Origin of the sequence: Aliamphritea ceti (genome assembly GCF_024347215.1) — a bacterium.
Lineage (GTDB): Bacteria > Pseudomonadota > Gammaproteobacteria > Pseudomonadales > Balneatricaceae > Amphritea > Amphritea ceti.
In genome coordinates this window covers 2569324-2594527 of sequence record NZ_AP025282.1, presented here as the reverse complement: position 1 = coordinate 2594527, position 25204 = coordinate 2569324, and the positions used below count along the sequence as shown (strand labels likewise).

Below are 25204 nucleotides of genomic sequence, written 5' to 3'. Positions count from 1 at the left end.
TAAGCGTCTGGCTTAATAAAACCGGATTGTCATAGCCGCGCGCGTAATCACATCTCATTCATATACCATTCTGGTTATTTATTTCATAAATTACTGATCTTCCTTAATTTCTCTTCCTATACTGTTATTAATAATTTGCACAACATAGGGATTGTTCATGAATAAAATTAATGTAGCTATTTCAGTTCTTCTCGCCTCTCTACTGCTCTCCGGTTGCCAGACCGCTGCAGTAAAAGGCTCTGGATTTCTTGGCAACTACGAAGGTTTCGAAGACCGCGACTGGAGTGACGGTGCAAAGGTTTACCTGAATCAGAACACTGATATCAAAATTCTTAAGAAATACGACAAAATAATGCTTCTTCCAATTGAAGTATGGTATTCAAATAAATCTGAATACCAGGGCATAAACCCGCAGGAACTGGCATATATAACCTCTCAGCTTGAAAGCAAATTTAAAGCTGCATTTGAACCTCAATACCCTATCGTAGACACCGCCGGCAAAAATGTTCTGGTGGTACGTATGGCGCTGACCGGCTTACAAAAAAAATCTCCTGAACGCGGTGCACTGGGCTACATCCCTATAGCCCTGTTAATCAGTGCGGGTCAGAATCTTGCTAATAATATTCAGGACCAGGAAGAAATCTTCTACGAAGCCAGCCTGGAAGCAGAAGGCTATGACTCTGTTAACGGAGATCGCCTCATCGCGATGGTGGATCAGCGTAGCGGCGATGAAACCACCGTTAAAACAGGCTCTTCAGATGTTAAGTCGTTGGACTCAACACTGGACTACTGGGTAAAACGCTTCCGTAAAAACTGGGATCTGGCCCACAAGTAATATTGGACAATAGCGAGGAGATAATTATGTTTCTAGATTACGTAGCGCTGTTTCTGATCTTTTTTGTCGGTATTTTCGTTTTCTATGCCGTGATCGTTATTCACGACATACCCTACGAAATAGCCGTACACCGCAACCATCCCCATCAGGATGCAATTCATGTGGCAGGCTGGGTCAGCCTGTTCACTCTACATGTGCTGTGGCCGTTTCTGTGGATCTGGTCAACCCTTTACCGTGAGGACCGTGGCTGGGGGTTTAAACACCATGTAAGTGATGCCAACGGCAATGTCACTGATGATAAGACAGACGATTTAGCAAGCTTGCAACAACAGGTTAACCAGCTGCAGGAACAACTGCAGAAACTTGATAGCCAACAACAGGAGCGCTGAATATGGATCTGTTAATTATCCTGATATATTCCGGCTTCTGTGTGCTGATCTTCAAGCTATTCAGAATCCCACTTAATAAATGGAGCGTACCGACTGCCATTCTTGGCGGCATAGCCCTGCTAGGCACCATGATTCTGCTCATGAACTTTAACCACCCGTACGGTAAGTTCAGTAAAGAAGTCTATGCTGTTGTGCCTGTGGTACCGCCTGTTAAAGGCATAGTTCAGACAGTCGAGGTAAAGCCAAACATTCCGCTTAAACAGGGTGATATTCTCTTTACCATCGATCCGAAGCCTTACCAGCTAAAAGTAGATGAACTTGAAGCTACACTAATGGAAGCTAAGCAAAGTGCGATGCAGCTTGGCTCTCAACTGGAGTTTGCACAGGCCAAGGTAAAACAGGCACTTGCTGAAAGGGACCGAACCCGTACAGCGTATAACCGCTACCGTAAGGGAAGCAAAAACAATGCTGCTGCCTTCGCAAGGCAAACTGTTGATGACAGCCGGCAAATGTATCTGGCTGCACAGGCCAACGCAGACGCAGCACAGGCAGACTTGCAACGGGTTACCTTTGCTCACGAATCAAATATCGACGGTGTAAATACCCAGGTAGTTGAACTGCAGAAAAAACTTGAGTCAGCCCGTTATGATCTGGAACGTACTGTCGTACGCGCCCCTTCTGATGGCATAGCAACTCAAATCGCCCTTAAACCCGGTATCATGGCTGTTCCTCTGCCACTAAGCCCCGCCATGGTGTTCATACCTAAGCAGGAACGGGTATTTGCCGGCAGCTTTTGGCAAAACTCTCTGGGTATGATGAAACCTGGCTTTGAAACAGAAATGATTTTGGACGCTGTACCAGGCCACGTATTCAAAGGAGAGGTAATAAGTGTGTTACCGGCGATGAGTGAAGGTCAGTATCAGGCTTCCGGCCAATTGCTTTCAGCTAATCAGATCAGCAGACATGGACGTGCAATCGCACTAATCAAAGTAACTGAGGAAGATCTTGAGCAGTATCAACTGCCTTTAGGTGTACAGGGTAAAATGGTTATATATTCTGATCAGTTCACCCATGTGGCAGTCATGCGTAAAGTACTGTTGCGAATGCTTGGCTGGTTAAACTATGTATTCCCGGTGAAGTAAGCTACATCATTTATCGTCATATATAAAAACGGCGATAGGAACGTCCTGTTCTTATCGCCGTTAAGTGAATCCTTTCTTATGTCCCTTTCATCCTGCAACGTCCCTGTTAGTCGCTGCAATATCTCTCCGTATGCTTCTCCACGATGCACAGCGCGCATGGTACCCCTTATACCAGAGCTAAACAGCGTGACAATTTTCACATTGCTAAGAGTATTGATATATGAGAGAAAATTCGGACTTAAGAAGCGTAATGTAAATACGATTGGATTGGGTTGGAATGGACCAGATAAGTTCAGATCAAATCCAGAATGCGATGTAAGCCAACGATATACGCCAGCTCAGAAACGTTCTTAACGCCCAGTTTACGGAACAGAACAGTACGAACGTTGCCGGCATAGCTAGGGCTGATTCCGGATACTGCTTCAATAGATTTTAGTGGGAGACCACTGGCTAAAAAACGTAATACGGTTCTTTCGGTAGGATTGAGCTGTTTCAGTAAAGGAAGATAAAGCTGCTTTTGAAAGTCGATATTGGCATAACTACGGTCATGAAACAGACGCAACATAACTTTAAGAGTAGTAAGACGTTCTTCGAGCAATAAACCAAATACTACTCCCTTATCCTGACTTACCACGCTACAGCCAGCTATTTGGTGATCGTTTTTTAGCAGTGGTATGGATAAGCCATTTTCGATTGAATACTCATGCCGGGCAACATCTATTACCTGTCTTTCATAATCCGTCAGTCGCCCTTTCTGCTCTTCCTGCCACCAATTCATCAACCCAAGATCATCATTCATGATGCGCTTTATCGTGAAATCCTGGCTGGCAAAATCAGCTTGCTGATAATGAGTAAGAAATGCCTCGCTAAAACCATCGGAGCGGAAAAACAAAGGCCCGCTGGTTGTTAGCGGCTCCAGCCCGGTAGCTATTGAGGTATACACCAGCCCCTGAAAACCCAACTGTTCACTGGCTTTAGCCAAAATATCAAAGCTGGAACTGACATCATTGGCTGATTCAAGGTTGAGTATGAAATCTGCCAGCATGAGTTTTAATGCTGGCGAGGTATCCGCGCTATTCACTGAGTACGGCCATATGCTTCCCTGCCTTATCCATCATCTACTGGTCCTTTTAGCAAGACACCATTCACATCATAGCGAACTCAGAGCTCTTATTGCGCGACGATATTTAACGACAAAAACTCAGTTCACCGACAGCAGCCGTAATCACAGGCATACCGCTGAACTGACCTGCATGTTTGATCAGTAAGTCAGCCATATCCAAACACATTGTCTGTGCTTCAGCACGGGCAGCTTCATCTTCAATTTGCTCTACATCAGCAACATGGGCAACGCCTAACGTGCGCCGGGTCATCTCAACGCCAGCAAAGCCAAGACTGTCGGTAAGTAACTCTGATAACCAGGCATCAACAATATCGCTACTCTGTAAACAAGGATCCTGCGTATGCTCTGCCGCGAGACGACGGAAGCTCTCTGTCAGGCTTTGCCACAGGCTATTAACATCACTTAGCAACACCTGCTGATATGCATGACGCTCTTCAGGCTCTCCTGCAGCACGCGACTGACCAGCAAGGTTAAGCAGATAATTAGCGATCAGCACCCCAAGATCAAAGCCTGCTGGTCCCACAAAAGCAAATTCAGGGTCAATCACTTTAACTTTGTGTTCAGCCGAGGGATCAACAAATACAGAACCGGTATGCAGATCACCGTGCAGCAATACCTGAGCCTGATTCTGAAACTTCATTTTCAGTCGGGCCACCGCCTGCTTCAACTCAGCGTCCTGCCACCATTCAGAGGCACGGGCAGCCAGCGGAGTGTTTACATTATTCCGTTCGTGGTCGCAAAATGGATCCCAAAAGTAAACTTCTTCGCTTATCTGGCAAAGATCAGGATTAATAAAGTCTTGAACAATCGACTTCTTAGCCTTACTGCTCAAATAAAAATCTGACGAATAAAACAGGCTTTTAGCCACATATGCGCCTAGTTCCTCAGCAACGCCTGGCAACGACTGACGTTCAATAAGCGCCTGACGCAAACTTTGATACTGGCCAATATCCGCCATGATGATCGCGCAACTCGCAGCATCATAGTGATAGACCTCAGGCACACTGCCCGGACAGCTCTCTTCACTTTGCTTTAGTGCTTTGGCTTCAATACGAATACGGTCCTGCGATAACGGCCAGGCTTCACCAATAACCCGAATATAAGGCAGTGCCTGCTTAACAATAAGACTCTGAGCGCCGTCATCCACCCGATATACAAAGTTGATATTGCCATCACCAATCTCTGTTACCGTCAGATCAGGGCTGTTATTGAAAACCGCTGTATGGGTCTGTACAAAATCAATGACATCCTGATCACTGGAAAACTGCTTAAAACTCATAGTTATATGTCCGTTATCCCAAAAAAGTTAACGCATTGTTACAAATCAACCGAACAGATGGAACCGCCCACCGATAGATTCTGGCGCTATGCTTATGCGCGGTAACAAGAAGTCATATGAGTAGGTTAAGATCATGGCTAATACCACTTAAATAACGGCTACTTGAAGTACACAATTGCTATCCATGTTAAAAGTACAGGCTGCTAATACAGCATATACCTAAAGAAAATAATGAAAGGTTCTTATAGCAGATATGGTGGATTCCAAAACTCTATAGTACCTATAACAACCACTAACAAGTCATTTCAACCGCCCGCTGAAGCGCCAGCTGAGTGAGAACTTAACCATCAATCATCGAAGATCATATGCACTGCTTAGAATACGTAAAGCTCGATCAAGTAAAACCTGCTGAATTTTTACCTTTGTTGAATAAACAAACTACGCGAGAACATCTAATTGATCATGCTTCGTTTGATATTCATAAGGTAAAGGAGTGGATGCAGTGTAAGACTGATATAGATTCCTCTCAGGGCTGCAAGGTTAGAGCTATTTTGGTTAATCAGCAGCTCGCCGGGTGGTGTGGAATTCAACTCGAAGAAGGTAAATATGAGATAGCTGTTGTTGTCGATGACAAATATTGGGGCATTGGAAAACAAGTATTTCGGGAAGTAATGTCTTGGGCCAAAGAGCTTGGTCATGCGACAGTTTTTATTCATTTACTTCATACCCGTCCTCAATATAAATTCCTACGAAAGATGTCAAAAAACGTATATGAAAATGAGCTTCTGGGAAGTAGGTTCACAACTTACGAGCTAGAGGTTAATTAGGGCATAATAAAACCGGACAGAGGAAGCAAAAACTGCAGCTCCGCAATTGTATCCCTCTCTTCTGCTGTGATATTCATATTCATTTACGAGAATTAAATGCCAAACACTTCTCTCCCAACTAACATCATTACTGACGACTTCATTGCCAAGCCTTGTAAAGACTACGTCGGAATCCTTTATCAGGATGATGATATTTTACTGATCAGTAAACCTAGCGGACTGCTTAGTTTATCCGGTAAAAATCCTCTCAATTGGGATTCAGTGCATTACCGATTAGTGAATGGCCAGAAAGGCGTGACACCGGCGTTCACGGAAGCCAAGCTGCCCCATCGTTTAGACTTTGGTACTTCTGGCATTATGATCGTGGGACTGAATACTGCGTCTTCAAAACATCTCAATAAACAGTTCCAGGCAGGGACTATTAAAAAGCGATATTTTGCTATGCTGGAAGGCTCAGTTACTGACGATCAGGGTGAAATTAACGCTGCTATCGCTAAAGACAAATCACTGTTCCCTCTGGTTAAAATTTGCCAAAGCACAGGCAAAGCTGCCGTCAGTGAATACCAGGTATTAGAGAGGCTGGTAGAGCCCACCCGGACCTTAGTGCAATACACACCGCTTTCCGGACGCACCCATCAGTTACGGATTCACAGTCGCGAAATCGGCCACCCTATTCTTGGCTGTGATTTATATAAAAGTGATACCAGTGAACACAGGGCTGACCGCTTGCTGTTACACGCAAGTGAGTTATATTTTGAGCACCCCATTAGTGGTAAACAATTACACTGGCATTGCCCCTGCCCGTTTTAGATAGGAGAACTGTAATGTGTTTGATTGACCATTTTGTACTCGTCGCCGGGAATCTTCCTGATGCCCGCCAGCACTATCAGCAAATAGGGTTCAACGTCGCACCTGACGGTATTCATCCATTCGGCACTTACAACGCGAATATGTACTTTCGTAAAGGGCCGATGATCGAAACCTTATCAATAGAGAATCACATCAAGTATGTCGAAGCGATTGAAGCAGGAAATACTTTTGTTAAGAATGATGCGTTATTTCGTGCAGAACATGGGGATGAAGGCTTCTCCCATATAGCTATGACATCTACTGACGCTGAGCTGGATCATCGCAGTTTTCAGGAACACGGCATTTCCGGTGGCAATATTGTTTCATTCTCCAGGCAGTTTGAGCAACCAGACGGCCAAATGGAAACGGTTGCTGTTAAACTTGCTTTCGCTACTCATCCTAAAGCTCAATGCGGATTCTATTTTACGTGTCAGGATATAGCTGTTCCTGAAATCGACCGTTCTACATTACTCAAACACGAAAATGGAGCTTTGGGCGTTAACCACGCCATATCTTGCTCTAATGAGCCACTGCTCTATGTCGATCTGTTAAAAGAACTATCCAGATCGAGCGAGATCCACGCTAATAAACAAAAGGTTAAGTGCTTATTCCCTAACGGGAGTCTATCAATTATTACCCCAGAGAAACTTAAGCAAGAATTTGGTATAAGCCTAAGTACTCACGGCACGAGCCTACAACACAAAGGCTTGATATTTACAGTCGCTGATATTAAGAAAACAGAGTTATTTTTTATTCAAAATAAAATTGTTTTTAAACGACATAATGAGCGGCTTATAACCCAATCAAATCCTGAATCGGCAGAGTTCTTTGCCTTTGAACAAAATCGGTAAAGAAAAACGCTCTTATAATAAAAGTTTCATGTTTACATAAGTGTAACTAACAACAAGCATTTCGAGTGAGTTTGCGAACGCAAAGCTAAACATTCAAAAGGCCAGACATGGAAGTTCGTGCGATAAAACCAGAAGAAATAAACGACGTTCTTGCACTGATCGATCAGTATGACCAGGAAGCAGCGCCGAGGCCTGATCAGGCATGCCTTGAAACAATCTATACCGCAATCATTGAATCAGGAGGATGTGTTGTCGGAGCATTTGCGGATGAAAGTTTATTAGGCACCTGTACAATTAATATCTGCCCGAACTTAAGCTGGTCCGGCCGCCCTTATGCGATTATCGAAAATGTGATTGTTTCTGAACACTGCCGCGGTAAAGGTATAGGTAAAGCAGTTCTCTGCTATGCGAAACAGCATTTCGAGGCAGCCGGGTGTTACAAGGTTGCGCTTATGACGGGCTCCAAAAAATCTGAGACTCACCATTTTTACGAATCAGCAGGCTTTGTTGCCAGCAAAACAGGTTACGTTATCAGATTCAATGCTTAATCAAACCATAAGATCGAATCACACTGTAATTACTGAAACTTAGGGTCTTTTGTCTGGAGAACTACATGCCTGATCTGAAGTTGGTACCCGAAATATATTGCTCTGATATTGTTGCCACCACACGCTTCTATACTGAAATATTTGGCTTCAATATAAAGTATCAAAGGCCAGAAGATGAGTTTGTGTACTTTACACTGGATGATGTAGATATCATGGTTGAAAGCATTTCCTATGAAGGCCGTCACTGGATAACCGCCAATCTGGAGAAACCTTATGGCAGAGCTGTAAACTTTCAATGGGATGTCAGGGATATAGATTCACTGTATTCACGCATCAAAAATTCATCTCCAGAATCTGTTTACCTGGAACTGGAAACAAAGATCTATCAGTGTGGGAACACATCAAAAACTCAAAAACAATTTATAGCACAGGACCCGGACGGCTACCTTTTCAGGTTTTGCTGTGAAAAGCAGTAAAGCAAAGCCCGTCAACAAAGTACCAACAGCAATACAGGCTCTTACTTCTCACAACCACCATGAAGAATAATTCAGCCTGTTACCATTCATGCTGAGGCTTAATATCACGAGCCCATGTATGGGTTGAGGTTTCATTAATCTCCGCCAGTGAATGACGAACATGCTCGATAAAAGCGGTAACTTTTGCAGGCAGGAAGCGCCGCTTAGGGTATAGGAGACATACGCCGAAACCTTCGGCCTGAGTTGCCGGGAACAGTGACACCAGATCGCCTCTTTCCAGCTCTTCTCTGAATACAAAGTGCGGCGCCTGCATCAGTCCCAGGCCTTCAGTACACAGATCCAGTAATGCCTTGCCATCATCCACCACAAAATCACTACAGGCTTCCAGAGCTGGTGACGCCTTAACACCGCTACCCAGCAACATCGGCATTAACTTACCGGTTTGGGGTACTAGGGATTTTCCGTCCAAAAACGACAAAAAACGCTGAAGCCCCCGCCCCTCAAAGCCTCCAAGAGGGTATTACTTTTTCTTAACCGGCAAATAGCCCTCGATTGAACGCATCATTTCCTCCAGATTTGGCAGTTTTTCACTCAATTCGAAGTTGTAAGTCCCTTTTAGGTTGATGTTATACCAAGCGACAGGAGAAGCTTGCTTGACGATCTGTATCCTTGTGTTGTCGTTCTGATGTTCGAAGCTCGTCAACAGCTGACTGAGTATGCTGGAGTTAAAATAAATGATGGCGTTGGTGACAAGGCGGGCACACTCGTTCCATAGTTCGATTTCTTCATCTGAACTGCCCCGGAACTGATCCCCATTGACATTACTTATCGCTCGGCGCAACTGGTGATAGGCCTCCCCGCGATTGAGTGCCCGCTGGACGTAGTTGCGAAGACTGGCATCATCAATGTAGTTTAAGAGATAACTCGCTTTCACCATCCTGTTGTACTCCGTTAAGGCCTCCAACAAAGGGTGGTTCTTCTTGTAGCCTGACAGTTTCCGAACCAGCGTTGACTGAGTCGTTTTACGTTCTTTAAGCGAGACGGCGATCCGTTGGATAGTGTCCCAGTGCTGCATGATTCGCTGGGTGTTGATGGGCTTTTTCAAGCGTAGCTGGATTCTCTGATCCTTATCTTCCTTTACATCGAACATCTCATTGATGATACGTCCAATCTGAGCGTAACGCGGTGCAAAGCTGTACCCGAACAGGTCAAGCAAAGCGAAGTTAACGTGATTAACCCCATGGGTATCGGTAGAGAGTACGTCCGGGATAATTTCAGAACGGTTGTTCATCAGTAAATCAAAAATATAGTGGGACTCGTGTTCATTCGCCCCGATCACCCGGGCGTTAATGGCGGCATGGTTGGCGATTAAGGTCATGGCGGATACACCTTTCTGAGTACCGAAGTACTTTGATGAGTAACGTGTTTTGAAAGTGTCACGCCGCGCTTCGAACTTTTGACCATCGGCGCTGGCGTGGATGACATCTTCTTGGATGTTGTAATGCCTGAAGATTGGAAGCTTAGCCGTCGCGTTGTTTATGCTGTCATTGGCAGCACTCAGGGTTTCCAGTCGCAGGTAGTTCGCCTGTATTGTACTGAGCTGATCATAGGTGCGATCGGAGATTTGAGCCATGCCATAGATGCCCTGATTGGTCGCATTTCCCACGAGGATGGCCAGCAGATCATACTCGTGGACTCTGCTCTTAGATTGTGCGCCAAGCACATGCTCAAAGCAGTCAATGAACTCGGTATCGCGGTCCACTATGCGCAGCACATCAGCGACGCTGGTCGTAGGTATTTGCTGGAAGAATGGATTGTTGACTAGGTACTTTTTACTGGAAGCCGGTAATCGCCACAGGCGCTTACCCTTAGGGTTTCTTAGGATAATGTTTCGGTTATCATCGTGTTCCAAGTAGTCGCTGACATCATGCAAACGGATCTCTAGATCCATCGCCATTCGCATGATCAGTTTATTTGACTCGGTGGTTAATTTTGGCAACTGGGTTTGTTCCAGTAACGTAACCTTTTCTTCTCGCCATCGCTCACGACTGATTAAATCAGCATCCAAAGACCGGTATTTAACCACTTCAGGCAAGGTCAGTTGGCCATTCAGACGGTCGGGGATTTGTTGATAGAGGTACCATTCATAGCGATCTGGATTAAACAGACCACTCGGATACTGCAAGAATGGGCGTTGCTTCTTGGCTGGCAGCCGACCGTCTATCGTTGTCTGTGATATACCACCTTGAGCGACGAGATCAAGCCGGGCATGACCGAGTGCTGCTGTAAGTCGTTGCGTGTTCTCACTGCCTTCAAAGTGCAGGCAAAGGAACAGCTGGCGAAGCAAGCCTTCCCTTAAGCTCGTTCGCTGGTCATAGTAAAGCCATATAGCGTCATCAACGGAACGTTTTTGTTCATTCAGAAACAAGCAAACAGATTCGAGATCTTTCGCCGCAAGAAGCTTCAGCGCCTTCTGCTTTACTGTCCCAAAAGGCTGATGTTGATCGATAGTATCATCAATGAACAGGTGCAGAACTTCCGCCGCATTGCTGACGTTTTTAGCCGCTTTTTGCCAGTCTTGATAAACTGATTCCTGCGCATAGGCCTTGGCTTTTTGTTTGGTCTGTCGGATATGATGAACAAAACCATCGGCAATGCGTTCCAAAGCTTGTTGCCAGCGTGACTGTAAATAGCACAGCAAATACAGTCGTTGATGACCTCCAGACTGCCGCTTCAGTTTGGCTCCATAATAGTCTACACGCTCGGCAAAGTGTTGCTGGTTTTTCTGAGATAACGATAGTGCTCTCAATAGGGTATTCACTTCCGGCATCCAGTACTGAATGTAACGATGTATGGCCAGTTCCTTCTCTAACTCGGTTCCTGTGAAGTTGCGGGCTGACTGACGTAATTGCCGCAAAGTCAGCGCTCCGTCACCGGCGGCAAGATCAGTCAATGCTTGTGTTAGATCTCGAGACAGCTCGCGTTTAATATGGGCAATGAGCCTCGTTTGTTGCTCATTAATCACGTGGCTAATAATCTTTTGAAGGGTGCTGTAGGCAGGGATCGCGATCTTATGACCTGACAAATACTCAATAGCTGCATCGAAGAGATTTCTTGGAGCAGACCAGGCCTTGGTTTGCTCAGTCAGGTAGTCTACTAAAGATGTTCTATGGCTTTTAATGCTCCAGCGCTGATACTCGCATAGATTAAAAATCTCCTGGTAAATCCGCTCGTTTTCTTTCTGGGATAGATTGAACGGCCTGAATCCAGGTCCCAGCAGTACCGATTGATATACATGTTTAAGGTCATGCTTTATCTGGTGAAAGCCAGGATTCAGCACGACCGGCTTAGCCTTAAAATACCCCAGCAACACGACGAACATATAACGCAGGCCACGATTTCGGAGTTTATTGGCTACTGTTAGTTCCTGATCGTTAAGAGCGAAAAAGAATCGTTGATCATTAGACGCAAAAATTGGAGGGTTGTAAAAATCGGACTGTTCAGCATCAGATAGGATCTGAACTCTTTCTTTATATGCCATATCGGTAGCCTGAAATGACTACATCTTAACCAAAAAGTGTACAAGAATGGACTTCAGGAAAAGTAATACCCTCTTGGAGGCTTTGAAGGGCGGAGGCTTCAGCGTTTTTTGTCGTTTTTGGACGGAAAATCCCTAGTACCCCTTATATCAACAGCCCATTTACTTTAAAATGCGCAACTCATTTACATGTATTAATGGACAGTGTTATCACATATGGATAAACGTGTTGCCCTAATCGGCTTTTCATTTCGCCTTCCTCTGACGTCACAAGAAACATTCTGGCAAGATTTACGTGATGAAAAAGACCTAATTACCGAAGTTGAATCGTCACGGTGGTCATTTGATAATCATTTACACCCAGACAAAGCTCACTTGGGCAGCAGTTATACATTCAAAGCGGGATCGTTAGGCAAAATTTCAGGCTTTGATGCTGGATTTTTTGGCATATCCCCACGTGAAGCAGCAGTAATGGACCCCCAACAACGCTACCTTCTGGAGATGTCATGGGAGGCCATTGAACATGCAGGAGTTCGCGCTTCAACTCTTAAGCAGACTGACTGTGGGGTTTACATCGGTATATCTAGCCTCGATTACGGCAACCGAATGTCTGACGACCTCTGTGGCATCAATGCGTCTTCTGCAACAGGCAACACAAGCAGTATTGCATCCAATAGAATCTCGTATAGCTTCGACCTCCATGGGCCCAGCATTTCATTAGACACCGCCTGCTCATCCTCAATGGTCGCTTTCCATCAAGCCTGCCAAGCCATTATCAACGGAGAAGTATCCTCTGCTCTAACCGGTGGTATTAGTCTTCATCTCCACCCCTTTGGATTTATTCTTTTTTCCAAAGCCTCTATGTTATCCCCTGATGGCCGCTGCAAAGTTTTCGACGCGTCCGCAGATGGCTATGTACGTTCTGAGGGTGGAGGCGTTTTTCTACTCAAAGATTATGAGAAAGCTATAGCTGATGGCGATAAAATCCATGCGGTAGTTGCAGCCTCTGCAGTGAATACTGATGGGTATAAATCAGGTATTACTATCCCATCCTGTCACAGCCAAGCATCACTGATAGAAAAAACCTGCCTTAAGGCAGGTATTACTGCAGATGATATTGACTACCTTGAAGCCCACGGTACTGGAACGCCAGTTGGAGACCCGATCGAAACTCGAGCAATCGGTAATGCTTTAGGGAAAAAACGTAAAGAACCTCTCCCTATCGGCTCAATAAAAAGCAACTTAGGGCACCTCGAACCCGCTTCCGGGGTAGCGAGCTTAGTTAAAGCTTTGCTGATCATTAAACATCGCGAAGTCCCCGCTACAATCAGCATGAAAACACCAAACCCAAATATTAAATTTGAGGAATGGAACATAGATGTTGTAGATAAACTAAGACCGTTAAAACAAGATGGTACATTGACAATAGGCATCAACTCTTTCGGCTTTGGGGGGGCGAACGCTCACGTTATCTTACAAAGCAGTCCAGAAACCACAACCCAAAACCTAACATCAAAGAACACAGACGAAAGCTTACCATTAGTCATTAGTGGCCGCTGTGATCAAGCCTTAGTAGATAACGCCAAACGCTTAGTCAAATTCCTAAAAACAAATCAAGACGTTTCCTTTTATGATGTCGCATGGAACTATAATTTCTGTAAAGACAAACACTCCCAAGCGGCACTCATTTATGCAAACAATGCAAACGATGCCATCACGAAATTACAAAGCTTTACCGCCTCCCCCAATCAGCCGACTGCTGATGTAAGAACATCAAATGCGCTAGAATCATCCCCTGGGGCTGTATTTGTTTACTCTGGCAATGGATGCCAATGGGAAACCATGGGTAAAGCCCTGCTTGAGTCTTCTGATATTTTCAGGCAAACAATCACGCAAATAGATGAACGATTCAACCAATATGCTGACTTTTCCTTATTGGATGAAATTCAAGGGTTAAATGGCAACAACCGATTCGATTTCACGGAAATATCTCAGCCAACCCTCTTTTCTATTCAAGTAGGCATTACTGAATACCTAAAGCACCACGGTATAATGCCCACGAGCGTAACAGGCCATAGTGTAGGCGAAGTAGCCGCAGCTTGGGCTTCCGGCGCCCTTTCCCTTGATGATGCAGTAAAAGTAATCTATTACCGCAGCCTATGTCAGGGCGAAACTAAGGGCAATGGAGCAATGACTGCTGCGGGCTTAAGCCAACAACAAGCCGAAGCTCTTTTAAATAAGCCTGAGTTTTGCAATATCTCTCTCGCAGGAATTAATAGTTTTAAAGGTGTAACCTTTGCGGGTGATGCAGATCAATTAACAAAGCTAGAAGCAAAACTACAACAAGAGAATATTTTTAACGTCCGTTTAAAGCTTGATTACGCATTCCATAGCCCAGCAATGGACCCAATCGAAGAAAAGGTAATCGAAGTCCTTTCTGGTCTAACCCCTTCTGCAACGACGATCCCTTTTATTTCAACGGTTACAGGAACTGAACTTGACGGTCAAACACTAACGGCCAAGTATTGGTGGGACAACATCCGTCAACCCGTATTATTTAGTCCAGCGTTAGACCTACTCTTAGAGCGTGGACAAAATTGCTTTATCGAGATTGGTGGTCATCCAGTTCTTCGCAGCTACCTTAATGACCAAATTCGTCAACATCACAAAAACGCCTTAGTTATTCCTACGTTTAGCCGCAGTGAAAGCACTCAAACAGAACTCGATAATTGTATAGCCTCAGCGCTTATGGCAGGTGCTGTAGATATGAACCAGTGGTTCCCTACAGATGGTCAACGCTTAGAGTTGCCTTTATATGCCTTCCAGCACGAAGACTATTGGCATCCCGTTACAATAGAGTCACAGCAACTGCTACAAAGATATGCTATCCACCCTCTGTTAGGTGCTGCATTGCCTCTTCAGCCATTACAATGGGAACATCAAATTGATACGAGCTTACAGCCATGGTTAGGTGACCATAAGGTGGGTGATAGCATTGTTTTCCCTGGTGCAGGGTTTATTGAATTAGCCTTAAATGCAGCCCGACATTTTCAACCCGAGCAACCGATTCAAATTGAAGATTTTCAAATCCTCGCGCCTCTTATTTTAGAACCGAGTACAAGTAAGGTGGTACGTACTAAAGTCGATCCAGACAATGGTAACATTACTATAACGAGCCGTACTCACACTAAATCTGAACAATGGAATTTAAATATAAAAGCTCGGGCTATACATCAATGTACCGCTGTATCTTTAGACATTACAGCGCCCGAAATACCTAATCGAGAACCCGATTTTAATAAAGATACTCACCGAAGCCTTGCTCGCCAAGCAGGTCTAGAATATGGACCGGCGTTTAGTGCGGTCACTTCCGGTTGGCGTAGCCAAAAGGAGGTCATCGCGCACCTACGTGCTGATGAAAATATTACTGACACAATAAACGAATACCTTCTACACCCGACTCTTCTTGATAGCGCTTTTCAGCTAATTATACAGTTTTTACTCGAAGAATTAGCAGAAACTAACGGCACAGCCTTTATCCCAACAGGGGCGGACCGGATAACCATTAATAAACACCTTAAAACACGGCCTCAGTTAGCTCATTTAAGATTATTAAAAAAATCCTCCCACTCTATTCTTGCTCAATTAGAGCTATTTGATAATCAAGGACGCTGTATTGCGGCATTAGAAGGAATACGATTCAAATCTGTTCGCCTCCATAAGTCAGAACAACAGAAGATTGCATATCTTAATTATCACCTAACCCCCGTGCCAAACAAGATTGGAACGGTGTCTAATTTGTATCAGACTTTACAAAAAAGCCTCCTCAAAAATGGACAAAAGCTATCGGATGAATTCAACCGATTCAGTAACGAAGTCGCACCTTTAATTGAAAGTATGGCCTTACAGGCCATTTATGAAAACCTTGAACTGATACAAGCCGGTTTAGGTCATTTAGATCAAACCGCACTTGAAACGTTAAAAATTAAACATCCAATCCAGGGAGCGTTGCTTGAGCTCGTTCTAAGACATGCGACCAATTTCGAACTAATTACACTTAATGATGATGCATATGTCATTAATCAAGATTTCCGAGATCTCGACGTAACTAGCGCCTTAATATGGAATACCATATTAAGAGAATATCCCGACTTTTTTAGCCTATTAAACCTTGCTGGTCGTGGTAGTTTATCCCTGTCTCAAAAAATATTAGGGCAAAAACAACTCGCTAACCTCAAGCCAGAAGAACATTATCCCCGTTTATTCAGAGAGCTTTCAGCACAAACGTGCTACCCGTTACTTGCGTCAAGCCTAATTCAATGTATTGAACAAAAGCAAAATAGCTTACCTACAGGCCAACGCTTAAGAGTACTTGAAGTTGCCTCAAGTCAAACTCACTTTGGCCACACCCTATGCAACCATATTAATTTCACCAACGGTGATTACAGTTTCGCTAGCAATAGTCAAACCGCGTTGGATAGCGTAAACCATCTTCGCGAACAGTACCCCTTAGCTTCAGCGATAGACTTGACCAATACCGCCAACGATTCACTGCAACAAGCGTTCCAATTAGTTGTTGTAAGTCTTGATAACTACAAAGTTCAAGACAACTTAAAGCTACTACAACAAATCAGACCTTTAATCGCCGAAGGGGCAAGCCTTCTTTTCTACGGTATGTCTCCAATATTCTGGCTAGATCTATGTTTCGGTGACAGTCCAGATTGGCAAACATCACAGCAATCAAATCAAGCAACTGCCGAACCTTGGGCCGCCACGTTGAAAAAACATCAGCTGTCCAATATAAACATTGTTTCTAAACAGCTAGCTGATTCAGGCTTCTTCATCATTTGTGCTGAAGCAGCGCAAGAAAAACAAGAGGTACACTCACACACTAGCGATGCCCATTGGCTCATCCTAAGCCACCAGCATGAGCAAAACTTACTGTTACTAGAAAGGCTCATGACAGCGGATATTCCGCATACAGTGATAGCCCCAACTAACCGCGCTTCACTTATTACAAAGCTAACTGAATTTAAACAAAGTGGCATCACGATCACCGATGTCATTCTGATGCCAAACACCGAACCACTCCGCCCCCCACTTGACAGCCAGACAGAGCGCTGCACATTGGCGACTGACATATCCATGGCCTTAGAACTTACTGCAAATTCAACAGCACAGTTTTGGTTACTCACAGAAGGCGTGGGAGCAACCCTTCCTTGCGACCAACCGATAGCATGGGAAGCAACAAAGCATCCCCCTGCTGATGCCGCACTATGGGGGTTTGGCCGAACGCTAATGAATGAGTCATTAAACAATACAATACGGCTTATTGATCTTCCCTCAGGTGTTAGCCTAGCGTCTAGCGATGCGCTCCTTAAAGAGCTGCTCGCACCATCAGATGAACATGAACTAGTAATAACTCCCGATGGGGCAAGGTTCGCTCCTCGCTTAAGAAGCGAAACAGAACCAGGAATGATCGAATCGAAAACCGATGATCATTTAATTTCATTAGGTTTCGAGTTACCGGGGCAATTACGCAACCTTAAGTGGGAAGCGCATCCTGAGCCTGTTTTATTAGAGGATGATATTGAAGTTGAAGTCATGGCCACGGGCCTTAATTTCAGGGATGTAATGTATTCATTAGGCTTACTCTCCGACGAAGCGATTGAAAACGGTTTTGCGGGCGCAACCCTCGGCCTTGAATTTTCTGGACGCATAATAAAAACAGGTAAAAACGTGACCAGCTTTACAGCAGGCGATGCTATCGTCGGCTCAGGTTCCGCATGCTTTAGCAACCGACTGATAGCTAAACAATCAGCCATTGCCAAAATACCTGAAGGTGTTAGCTTTGAAGGTGCAGCAACAATTCCTACCACCTTTTTGACCGTTTACTATGCACTTCATCATTTGGCAAGGTTGCAACCGGGCGAAAAGATACTTATTCATGGTGCCGCTGGTGGTGTAGGCATCGCAGCCATACAGGTGGCACAATGGTTGAACGCTGAAATATATGCAACAGTAGGCTCGGATGACAAACGTGAGTTCCTTGAACTAATTGGCATTCCCCCTGAGCGCATTTATAACTCGCGTGCTCTGACATTTGGTGAAGAACTTCTCAGAGATATCGGCGATAGCAAAGGTGTAGATGTCGTACTTAACTCATTATCAGGGGAAGCCATCAACCAGAACTTCCGTGTTCTAAAGCCTTTTGGTCGATTTCTTGAGCTCGGCAAGCGAGACTTCTATGAGAACACCCATATAGGTCTACGCCCTTTCCGTAACAATATTAGTTACTTCGGTATCGACGCAGACCAGTTACAACTAGAGATGCCTGAACTGTCTGCGCGCCTCTTCCGTGAGTTAATGGAGCTCTTTCGCGACGGTACATTCTTTCCATTACCTTACACCCAATTTAATGCTCACCAAGTCGTAGATGCCTTCCGCTACATGCAACAAGCCAAACAGATCGGTAAAATTGTCGTTACCTATCAACAAGGCTTAAAGGCTGATATTACAACCAAAGCACAAACGGGCGCACCTTGTTTACAACTATCCTCAGATGCCACCTACTTAGTAACCGGCGGCCTAGGCGGATTTGGTCTACGAACAGCTGAATGGCTAATAGAAAAAGGCGCTAAACACCTTCTGCTTATTAGTCGACGAGGCCCCTCCTCTAAAGAGGCTGCGGACTTCTTACTTAAATGCCAAGCGAATGACATATCGGTTAGAGCTGAAGCCTGTGATGTGACCGACAAGTCAGCTCTAGCACGTATTATTAAGCTTTGCGAAAATGAGCTTCCTGCACTCAAAGGTGTAATCCACGCTGCCACATTAATCAACGATGGATTAATTCGAAATTTAGACCATAACAAAATAAAAACAAGCTTAGCAGCCAAACTCTGCGGTGCTCAGTACCTCGATGAACTCACTCGAACACTTGAGCTCGACTTGTTTGTACTTTATTCATCGGCAACATCCCTGCTCGGCAACCCTGGTCAAGCCAGCTATGTAGCAGCCAACAGCTGGCTTGAAGCATTGACAGCAACAAGGCGAAAACTTAACTTAGCAGCAACCTGTGTGCGCTGGGGTGCTATAGACGATGTAGGCTTCCTTTCCCGTAATGAAGAGACAAAACAAGCCCTACAAAACCGCATAGGTGGTAATGCACTGCGCTCAGATGCCGCGCTAAATATGCTTGAACAAATGATTATTCACGACACATCAACCCTTGGAATAATTGAACTGGAATGGCATACATTAAGTAAGTTTTTACCAACATCCTCTCAAAATAAATTCCGAGAAATTAGCCTCATTGCAGGTGATAAAGAGGAAAACGAGGAGGATGCCCTAAGCCTGACATTAATGATGCAGGAAATGAGTGCATCGGAATTCGAAACGGCCGTCCTAGAGATTCTCACAAATGAACTAAGTGAGATTTTGATGACCCCAGCCAATAAAATAGATCCGAATAAGTCGATTTACGATATGGGTATGGACTCTTTAATGGGAGTCGAGCTGATGACCGCTCTCGAATCCCGTATGGGTATTAGAATACCCGTGATGGCTTTAACTGATACTCCCATGCTTTCACAGCTGGCGAATAAGATCATAGAGCTAGCCAAACAAGATAGCGAAACCTCTTCCGAATCATCGGATGATAAACAAGCCTTACAACATTTAGCGGCTCAACATGGTGTAACCACCGATACAGAAACCACTGAAGAGATCCTCACAGCAGTGCAAAATAAAGACAGCAGCCATCAACAGGGCGAGTTAAAATGAGTACAAAAAAACTCCCCAATAACCTAAAACAAAAACTGATTCAGCAGTCATTACGACGTAAATATGAAAAAGTCGAAGAGGAAGAGAGCAAGCCATTAGGCGCCTTAAATCAATCCGATATACCAGAAAAGTTTTATCGTTTTGACCAACACCCAGGTTATCGACAGATGAAACTCATGGATCAAGGGGCATCACAGTTGGGGTTAGACAGCCCCTTCTTCAAAGTCCATGACGCCCTAGCTGGAGCGACGACAACCATTGATGGCCGAGAACTTATAAATTTTGCTAGCTATAATTATTTGGGATTAAATGGACACCCTGAGGTACATAAAGCATCAATAGACGCGATTTATAAGTATGGGACCTCGGTATCCGGCAGTCGAATAATGTCAGGTGAGCGCCCAATTCACCGAGAATTAGAACAAAAAATAGCCAATATCTATGGCGTTGACGATTCCCTTGTATATGTCAGCGGCCATGCAACAAATGTGTCAACCATTGGTTACTTGTTTGGTCATAAAGATCTAATTATTCACGATGAATACGTCCATAATAGCTCAATTGTCGGCTCTCAATTATCTGGGGCAAAAAGGCTCTCATTCAAGCACAACGATATGGACGCTCTAGCGCGCATACTAGAACAACACCGCCATCAATTTGAGCGAGTTGTGATAATCGTTGAAGGGCTTTACGGTATGGATGGTGATTACCCAGACTTACCTCGATTAATAGAATTAAAAAAGCAATATCATAGTTTTCTTATGATTGACGAAGCACATTCATTTGGCGTATTGGGCCAAACAGGAAAAGGCTTAAGAGAAGTCTACGGATGCCCTGGCACCGATGTAGATATATGGATGGGTACGCTAAGTAAAACACTTTCAAGCTGTGGCGGGTTCATCGCTGGCGAGTCAGCTCTCATCGACAACCTCCGATATTTATCCCCGGGGTTTCTTTATAGCGCTGGTATACCAGCACCAACCGCGGCCGCTGCACTCTCATCACTTCAAATGATGGAACGTGAGCCTGAACGCATTACACAATTACATCACATATCAACCTATTTCCTTGAGCAAGCTAGATCCGCTGGCCTAGACACTGGCGCAAGCGAAGGCATTGCTATAGTCCCTATAATCATCGGCAGTTCAGTTAAAACTGCACGCCTCGCAGAAAACCTTTTTCAACAAGGTGTCAATGTTCAATCAATCATATATCCTGGCGTCCCTGAAAACAGTGCTAGACTTCGGTTTTTTATCTCCTATGACCACACTAAACAGCAGGTAGACCAAACTATAAACCTATTAAAGCAATTGCTCTGACATAAATAGATAAAGGATAGTAAGTTGCACAGTGACAAAAAAGTTTTTCTTTTATTACAAGGACCTCCGTCGGGGTTTAGCGCTTTACTCAGTAAGGGATTACAACAGAATGGAGCAACATGTTTTAAGATTAATCTTTGCCTAGGCGACTGGTTATTTTGGCAAGGACCCGGTGCAATTAACTACCGTGGAAAATTAGCAGGCTGGAAATCATTCCTGAGTAATTTTATTAAACAGAACCACGTTACAGATCTCGTTTATTATGCCGACAGGTTACCTTACCACCGCTGTGCAATGGATATTGCACAGGAACTCGGAATTAATGCGATTACTTATGAGAACGGCTACCTAAGGCCTTATTGGATCACACTAGAACACGGCGGTATGTCGCGCCTATCTCATTTTCCAATAGATCCAGATCATATACTCAAAGCAGGAAAGAAACTCCCTGCACCGACAATACAAAAAGGTCTCCACCACCCGTTCTGGCAAGAAGCATGGAATGAGGTCGTCTATAATCTTGCGAATTATTTTGACTTTCTGTTCTTCCGTAACTACCAAGCGGACAAGGTCTACAATCCACTATACGAATACATTAATTATATTCCTCGCTTATTCAAAGCTAAAAAAAATGAAAAAGCAGCCCTCACCATTGTAAAAAAACTGAAAGGTGGCCGCTTTTTTTTATTCCCCTTACAAATGCAAAATGATTACCAATTACGTGAAAATTCACCCTTCAACCACCAACGAGAAGCTATCAGCTTAGCTATTAGCGCGTTAAAAGACAGTGCTGAGCATGAAACCCACCTTCTTTTTAAAGTTCATCCAATGGACAACGGAATTGAAGATTGGTTAAACATCATTAGTGAAGAAACAAGCCGCTATAATTTAAACGGTAGAGTATGGTGCGTCGATGGTGGCAACCTCGACCATATGCTAATCGATTGCGCGGGGACCATCACAATAAATAGTACAGTTGGTGTTATCGCTATTCAGAAATTAAAGCCTGTGCTCACACTTGGCGATGCAATGTATGACATCCCTGGACTCACGAGCCAGCAAAGCTTAACAAACTTTTTTATACAACCCGCTACGCCAACCCCACATTTAGTAGAGGCATTCGTTCGATTGATGGCCGCAACAATTCAGGTTCACGGTAGCTTTATCTCAAAAAAAGGACGAAAAATAGCCATAGAGGAGATGAGTGACCGATTAATCAACAACACGGTTAACCAACCGGATGCATTTCTACCACTCCCTCCGCGCCAAAAAAAGATACTCCCTTAATCACACAACAACGGGTGAACATGTCGCGATACAGGCCTACTCAGTAAAAAATGAATATCACTTAGTAGGCCGAGTATAACCCAATAACTGAAGTATCTTCTGAGATACCGTATCTGGCAAAAGCATGAGAAACCAAGACCCCAGATTTAATGGAAATGGAAAGCTAATTCTCGCCGTATTATTAGCGAGGCCTCGTACAATAGTGCGAGCAGCAGATTCAGGTGTCATCATTAAAGGCTTAGGCCCCGGCATTGCCTCACACATAGCAGATTGAATATTCCCTGGCATGACAACACACACACTAACACCTGAACCGGCCAACCACCCTCTTAACCCTTCTCCATAAGCTTTAACTGCAGCTTTACTGGCGCAATAACTCGGCATAATAGGTAAACCATAAAACCCTGCCAGTGAACTAATTAAGGCAATTTTTCCACGGCCCCGCTTACGCATCGCTTTCGCCAAATAACCACTCATAAGAAGAGTTGCCTTAACATTCAAATCTAAAAGCTGGGCCATCTCCTCCTCATTTTCACCAAGGCTCTCACAGCCAATATTGATATTCATACCCGCATTAGCAATAAACAGATCAATGGGAGATAAATCATCAATGTGCTTTAACCAAGTAAGTAGCGCGGTAGTATCGAGTAAGTCTATACAATATATATTCACGTCAGCGCCTAAAGAGCAACACTCTCGACTAACCTGTTGAAGTATATCTTGCTGTCGTCCCTGAAGGTGTAACGTGACACCAGGTTTGGCATATAACTTAGCCAAGGCGCCACCAATAGCCCCCGTCGCGCCGGTAATCAATATTTCCGTCGGCTGATGCAGGTCCCTTCGATTAAAACAACCTTTTAACACAATAACGATTCCTACAAGATAAAAAATAAATGTAATTATTTAGCTCGATTTAACAGAACAATATACCTTTTAGCTCAAATATCTTTAATACAGCCAACTATTCTGGTTTACGTACCTTCTGCCATACCCATGAGTTCAATGTTTTTCGAACAGGCTTTTGCCTCTGTTGGTTAATAAGCTCAACAGCTGTTTCAACATTAATCTGATCACCTGATTCAGGATCAACATAAGTCGGATATAAAATTAAAGTCCCAGCAACCAGCTGGTCAACAGTGAGCTGGCGGGTGCGGCGGGGACTCTGATGTCGGTCGACCGTAATCCCCCAACCCGCATAAAAGGGCATTCCATACGTATATACTTTTATACCTCGGAGTAAAGCCTCAAAGCCCGTTAATGATGTTAATGTGTGAACCTCATCAACATCACACAATAATTCCGGCATCGCAATGTCAGTGACCAGCAGGTCATAACTACCCACCATTTCATCTCGATTGACTTCAGCTAGCCGTGCCCCCACAACCACATCGGGGTGAGGCTTATAAATAATATAAGCATCAGGATTTAAGCGCCTAACCTCAAACAGTAGTTCAGCATTCGTTTTTAAGCTGGGCGAACCTGTACGAATTGATGCATCGGTTTCCACCTGTCCAGGCACAAGAATAATTCGACGATTTTTAGGTATGTTTAATCGTTTTTCCTCACCCACATTATATTTACTTAACTTGAGTTGCACTAAAGACTGCCGTAGCTGAGCAGCACGCTGCACAAGCGCCTCTGAAAAACGGCCATTTTCAAGTAAAGATTCAAGCTCAGAGGGCTCTGTGGCATTATAATAAATCCCTCTATCATCTATGACCAAAGATAATGGATTGACTGCATCAGCCCCTAAACCAACAGAACGAATAAAACCATCTTCCATAAAATGAAGAGGCAATAATGGATTGTATCTACCAACACCATCAATGGACTCCCCATCAGAAGCCCACACAAGTAATTTTTCATTAGCGCTATCTATTGCAGGAGGGCAGGATTTAACAAACCTAATACCCGACTTATCACCCAAAAAATAAGGTACGAAGCCTTTTTTCCAATACCCAAATCCAATACCCAACCATCGTCCTGAAAACCGCGCTCGCTGCCGCTCCTGATCATGCAACAAACTTAATGCTTGTTCAAACTCACACTGAAGGCCTGTATAAGGGTTAATATAATGACAATAATGAAAATAAACAGCAGCAAATACTTGCGCCAAAGAGCGTGAAACACTTCGACGAGAAATAGAGAGCTGATCATGGGTTAACCCCCAACCGGCATAGAAAGGAACGCCAAAACAAAAAACATCTTTGCCCGCGAGCAGCCCATCAAAACCTAATGAGCTTGTGACCACGTACACCTTATCGACACTACTCAATAAACCCGTTGTGGTGGCGTCTTGTTCAACGACAGTACAACCATACTCTTGAGCTCGCTGTAACAAATAACTTTTTTTCCTACCTGCAATACTCCCTAAGGGAGTTAAAACTATAATGTCCGCATCAGGGTTTTCTTGACAAGCCGTTTGAAACATCGTGACAAAGCTATCGCCATTTGCCAGCCCAAGAGCAATGGATACCTCCCCCTGCTCCTGATCTACAATTAGCACTTTAGGTTTATTACCGGACAATCGCGCCATCATCGCCGTTACAGATTCTTTAGCCTGTAACCCCTTATACTCCTGCAAACGCACAAGACCGCGCTTAGCCCTCGCTAACTCTGCTGACGAAAAACCGGCTTGTGCAATTAAACATTCTAAATCACTACAACAGGTAGCATCATAAAAAATGCCCTGTCTATCGACAATCAGGCTATGTAGTTTTTGATTCTTTAGATCTTTCGTTAAAGGCTGAAGAAACCCCTCTTCCAAGGCGATATAAGGCACGCCATACTTAAAAGCTAGGCGCTGCTCTTTGCTATTTAAAGCCATTGCCCCCCACCCTAATATTGCAGAAAGAGCTCTAACGCGCCGCCAAGGGAGTAAACGTTGCGGCTTTTTTTCTAGTAACAGCGCTACATGAGGTAAACGGCCGATTTTCCTTTTACAAAAACCAATCAC

17 protein-coding genes are annotated in these 25204 nt (G+C 44.3%); 11 read left to right on the top strand and 6 right to left on the bottom strand.

The window, feature by feature from the left end; all coding sequences use genetic code 11:
- The first annotated feature begins 157 nt into the window (after positions 1 to 157).
- Genes OCU49_RS11755 through OCU49_RS11745 form a run of 3 tightly spaced genes read left to right on the top strand, consistent with a single transcriptional unit; the run spans position 158 to position 2366 of the window.
- Positions 158 to 835: a DUF3313 domain-containing protein gene (locus OCU49_RS11755; protein ID WP_261845172.1), complete on the top strand. Its 678-nt coding sequence runs from the start codon at positions 158 to 160 to the stop codon at positions 833 to 835.
- Positions 836 to 861: 26 nt separating this feature from the next.
- Positions 862 to 1224, top strand: coding sequence for a DUF3302 domain-containing protein (locus OCU49_RS11750; protein WP_261845171.1), 363 nt, complete (start codon positions 862 to 864; stop codon positions 1222 to 1224).
- Positions 1225 to 1226: 2 nt separating this feature from the next.
- On the top strand, positions 1227 to 2366 hold the full coding sequence (locus tag OCU49_RS11745; RefSeq protein ID WP_261845170.1) for an HlyD family secretion protein: 1140 nt from the start codon (positions 1227 to 1229) through the stop codon (positions 2364 to 2366).
- A 292-nt stretch (positions 2367 to 2658) separates the two neighbouring features.
- On the opposite strand, the gene OCU49_RS11740 is transcribed toward OCU49_RS11745, so the two are convergent.
- Both OCU49_RS11740 and mtnK read right to left on the bottom strand, forming a co-directional pair.
- Positions 2659 to 3447, bottom strand: a complete 789-nt coding sequence (locus OCU49_RS11740) for an autoinducer binding domain-containing protein (protein ID WP_261845169.1) — start codon at positions 3445 to 3447, stop codon at positions 2659 to 2661.
- Between the two features lie 106 nt (positions 3448 to 3553).
- Positions 3554 to 4768: an S-methyl-5-thioribose kinase gene (mtnK, locus tag OCU49_RS11735; protein WP_261845168.1), complete on the bottom strand. Its 1215-nt coding sequence runs from the start codon at positions 4766 to 4768 to the stop codon at positions 3554 to 3556.
- Positions 4769 to 5133: 365 nt separating this feature from the next.
- Here mtnK and OCU49_RS11730 point away from each other — a divergent pair, with 365 nt between their 5' ends.
- The 5 genes from OCU49_RS11730 to OCU49_RS11710 all read left to right on the top strand — a co-directional run bounded on the left by OCU49_RS11730 (position 5134) and on the right by OCU49_RS11710 (position 8319).
- Positions 5134 to 5595: a GNAT family N-acetyltransferase gene (locus OCU49_RS11730; RefSeq protein ID WP_261845167.1), complete on the top strand. Its 462-nt coding sequence runs from the start codon at positions 5134 to 5136 to the stop codon at positions 5593 to 5595.
- A 96-nt stretch (positions 5596 to 5691) separates the two neighbouring features.
- On the top strand, positions 5692 to 6405 hold the full coding sequence (locus tag OCU49_RS11725) for an RluA family pseudouridine synthase (protein ID WP_261845166.1): 714 nt from the start codon (positions 5692 to 5694) through the stop codon (positions 6403 to 6405).
- Between the two features lie 14 nt (positions 6406 to 6419).
- Positions 6420 to 7295, top strand: coding sequence for a VOC family protein (locus OCU49_RS11720; RefSeq protein ID WP_261845165.1), 876 nt, complete (start codon positions 6420 to 6422; stop codon positions 7293 to 7295).
- A gap of 107 nt (positions 7296 to 7402) precedes the next feature.
- A complete protein-coding gene (locus OCU49_RS11715) occupies positions 7403 to 7843 on the top strand; it encodes a GNAT family N-acetyltransferase (RefSeq protein WP_261845164.1) in 441 nt (146 codons plus the stop codon).
- A 65-nt stretch (positions 7844 to 7908) separates the two neighbouring features.
- Positions 7909 to 8319 carry a bleomycin resistance protein gene (locus OCU49_RS11710; RefSeq protein WP_261845163.1) on the top strand — a complete coding sequence of 137 codons (411 nt, stop codon included), beginning with the start codon at positions 7909 to 7911 and terminating at the stop codon, positions 8317 to 8319.
- 79 nt (positions 8320 to 8398) lie between these two features.
- Here the strand turns inward: OCU49_RS11710 and OCU49_RS11705 are convergent, their stop codons facing one another.
- Together OCU49_RS11705 and OCU49_RS11700 are read right to left on the bottom strand one after the other, a co-directional pair.
- Complete coding sequence (locus OCU49_RS11705; RefSeq protein ID WP_261845162.1) at positions 8399 to 8749, bottom strand: LysR substrate-binding domain-containing protein; 351 nt, start codon at positions 8747 to 8749, stop codon at positions 8399 to 8401.
- Between the two features lie 90 nt (positions 8750 to 8839).
- Positions 8840 to 11860, bottom strand: coding sequence for a Tn3 family transposase (locus OCU49_RS11700; RefSeq protein WP_261845161.1), 3021 nt, complete (start codon positions 11858 to 11860; stop codon positions 8840 to 8842).
- A 213-nt stretch (positions 11861 to 12073) separates the two neighbouring features.
- Between OCU49_RS11700 and OCU49_RS11695 the strand changes: the two genes are divergently transcribed.
- From OCU49_RS11695 to OCU49_RS11685, 3 genes are read left to right on the top strand one after another with little or no spacing between them, the layout of a single operon-like run.
- Positions 12074 to 19642 (top strand): type I polyketide synthase, encoded by a 7569-nt coding sequence (locus tag OCU49_RS11695; protein ID WP_261845160.1) that lies wholly within the window; start codon positions 12074 to 12076, stop codon positions 19640 to 19642.
- Positions 19639 to 20961, top strand: a complete 1323-nt coding sequence (locus OCU49_RS11690) for an aminotransferase class I/II-fold pyridoxal phosphate-dependent enzyme (RefSeq protein ID WP_261845159.1) — start codon at positions 19639 to 19641, stop codon at positions 20959 to 20961. The genes OCU49_RS11695 and OCU49_RS11690 overlap by 4 nt, the downstream gene beginning before the upstream one ends.
- Before the next feature lie 24 nt (positions 20962 to 20985).
- Complete coding sequence (locus OCU49_RS11685) at positions 20986 to 22248, top strand: capsule polysaccharide biogenesis protein (protein ID WP_261845158.1); 1263 nt, start codon at positions 20986 to 20988, stop codon at positions 22246 to 22248.
- A 57-nt stretch (positions 22249 to 22305) separates the two neighbouring features.
- On the opposite strand, the gene OCU49_RS11680 is transcribed toward OCU49_RS11685, so the two are convergent.
- On the bottom strand, positions 22306 to 23112 hold the full coding sequence (locus OCU49_RS11680; protein ID WP_261845157.1) for an SDR family NAD(P)-dependent oxidoreductase: 807 nt from the start codon (positions 23110 to 23112) through the stop codon (positions 22306 to 22308).
- Positions 23113 to 23209: 97 nt separating this feature from the next.
- A complete protein-coding gene (locus OCU49_RS11675; protein ID WP_261845156.1) occupies positions 23210 to 25204 on the bottom strand; it encodes a capsule polysaccharide biogenesis protein in 1995 nt (664 codons plus the stop codon).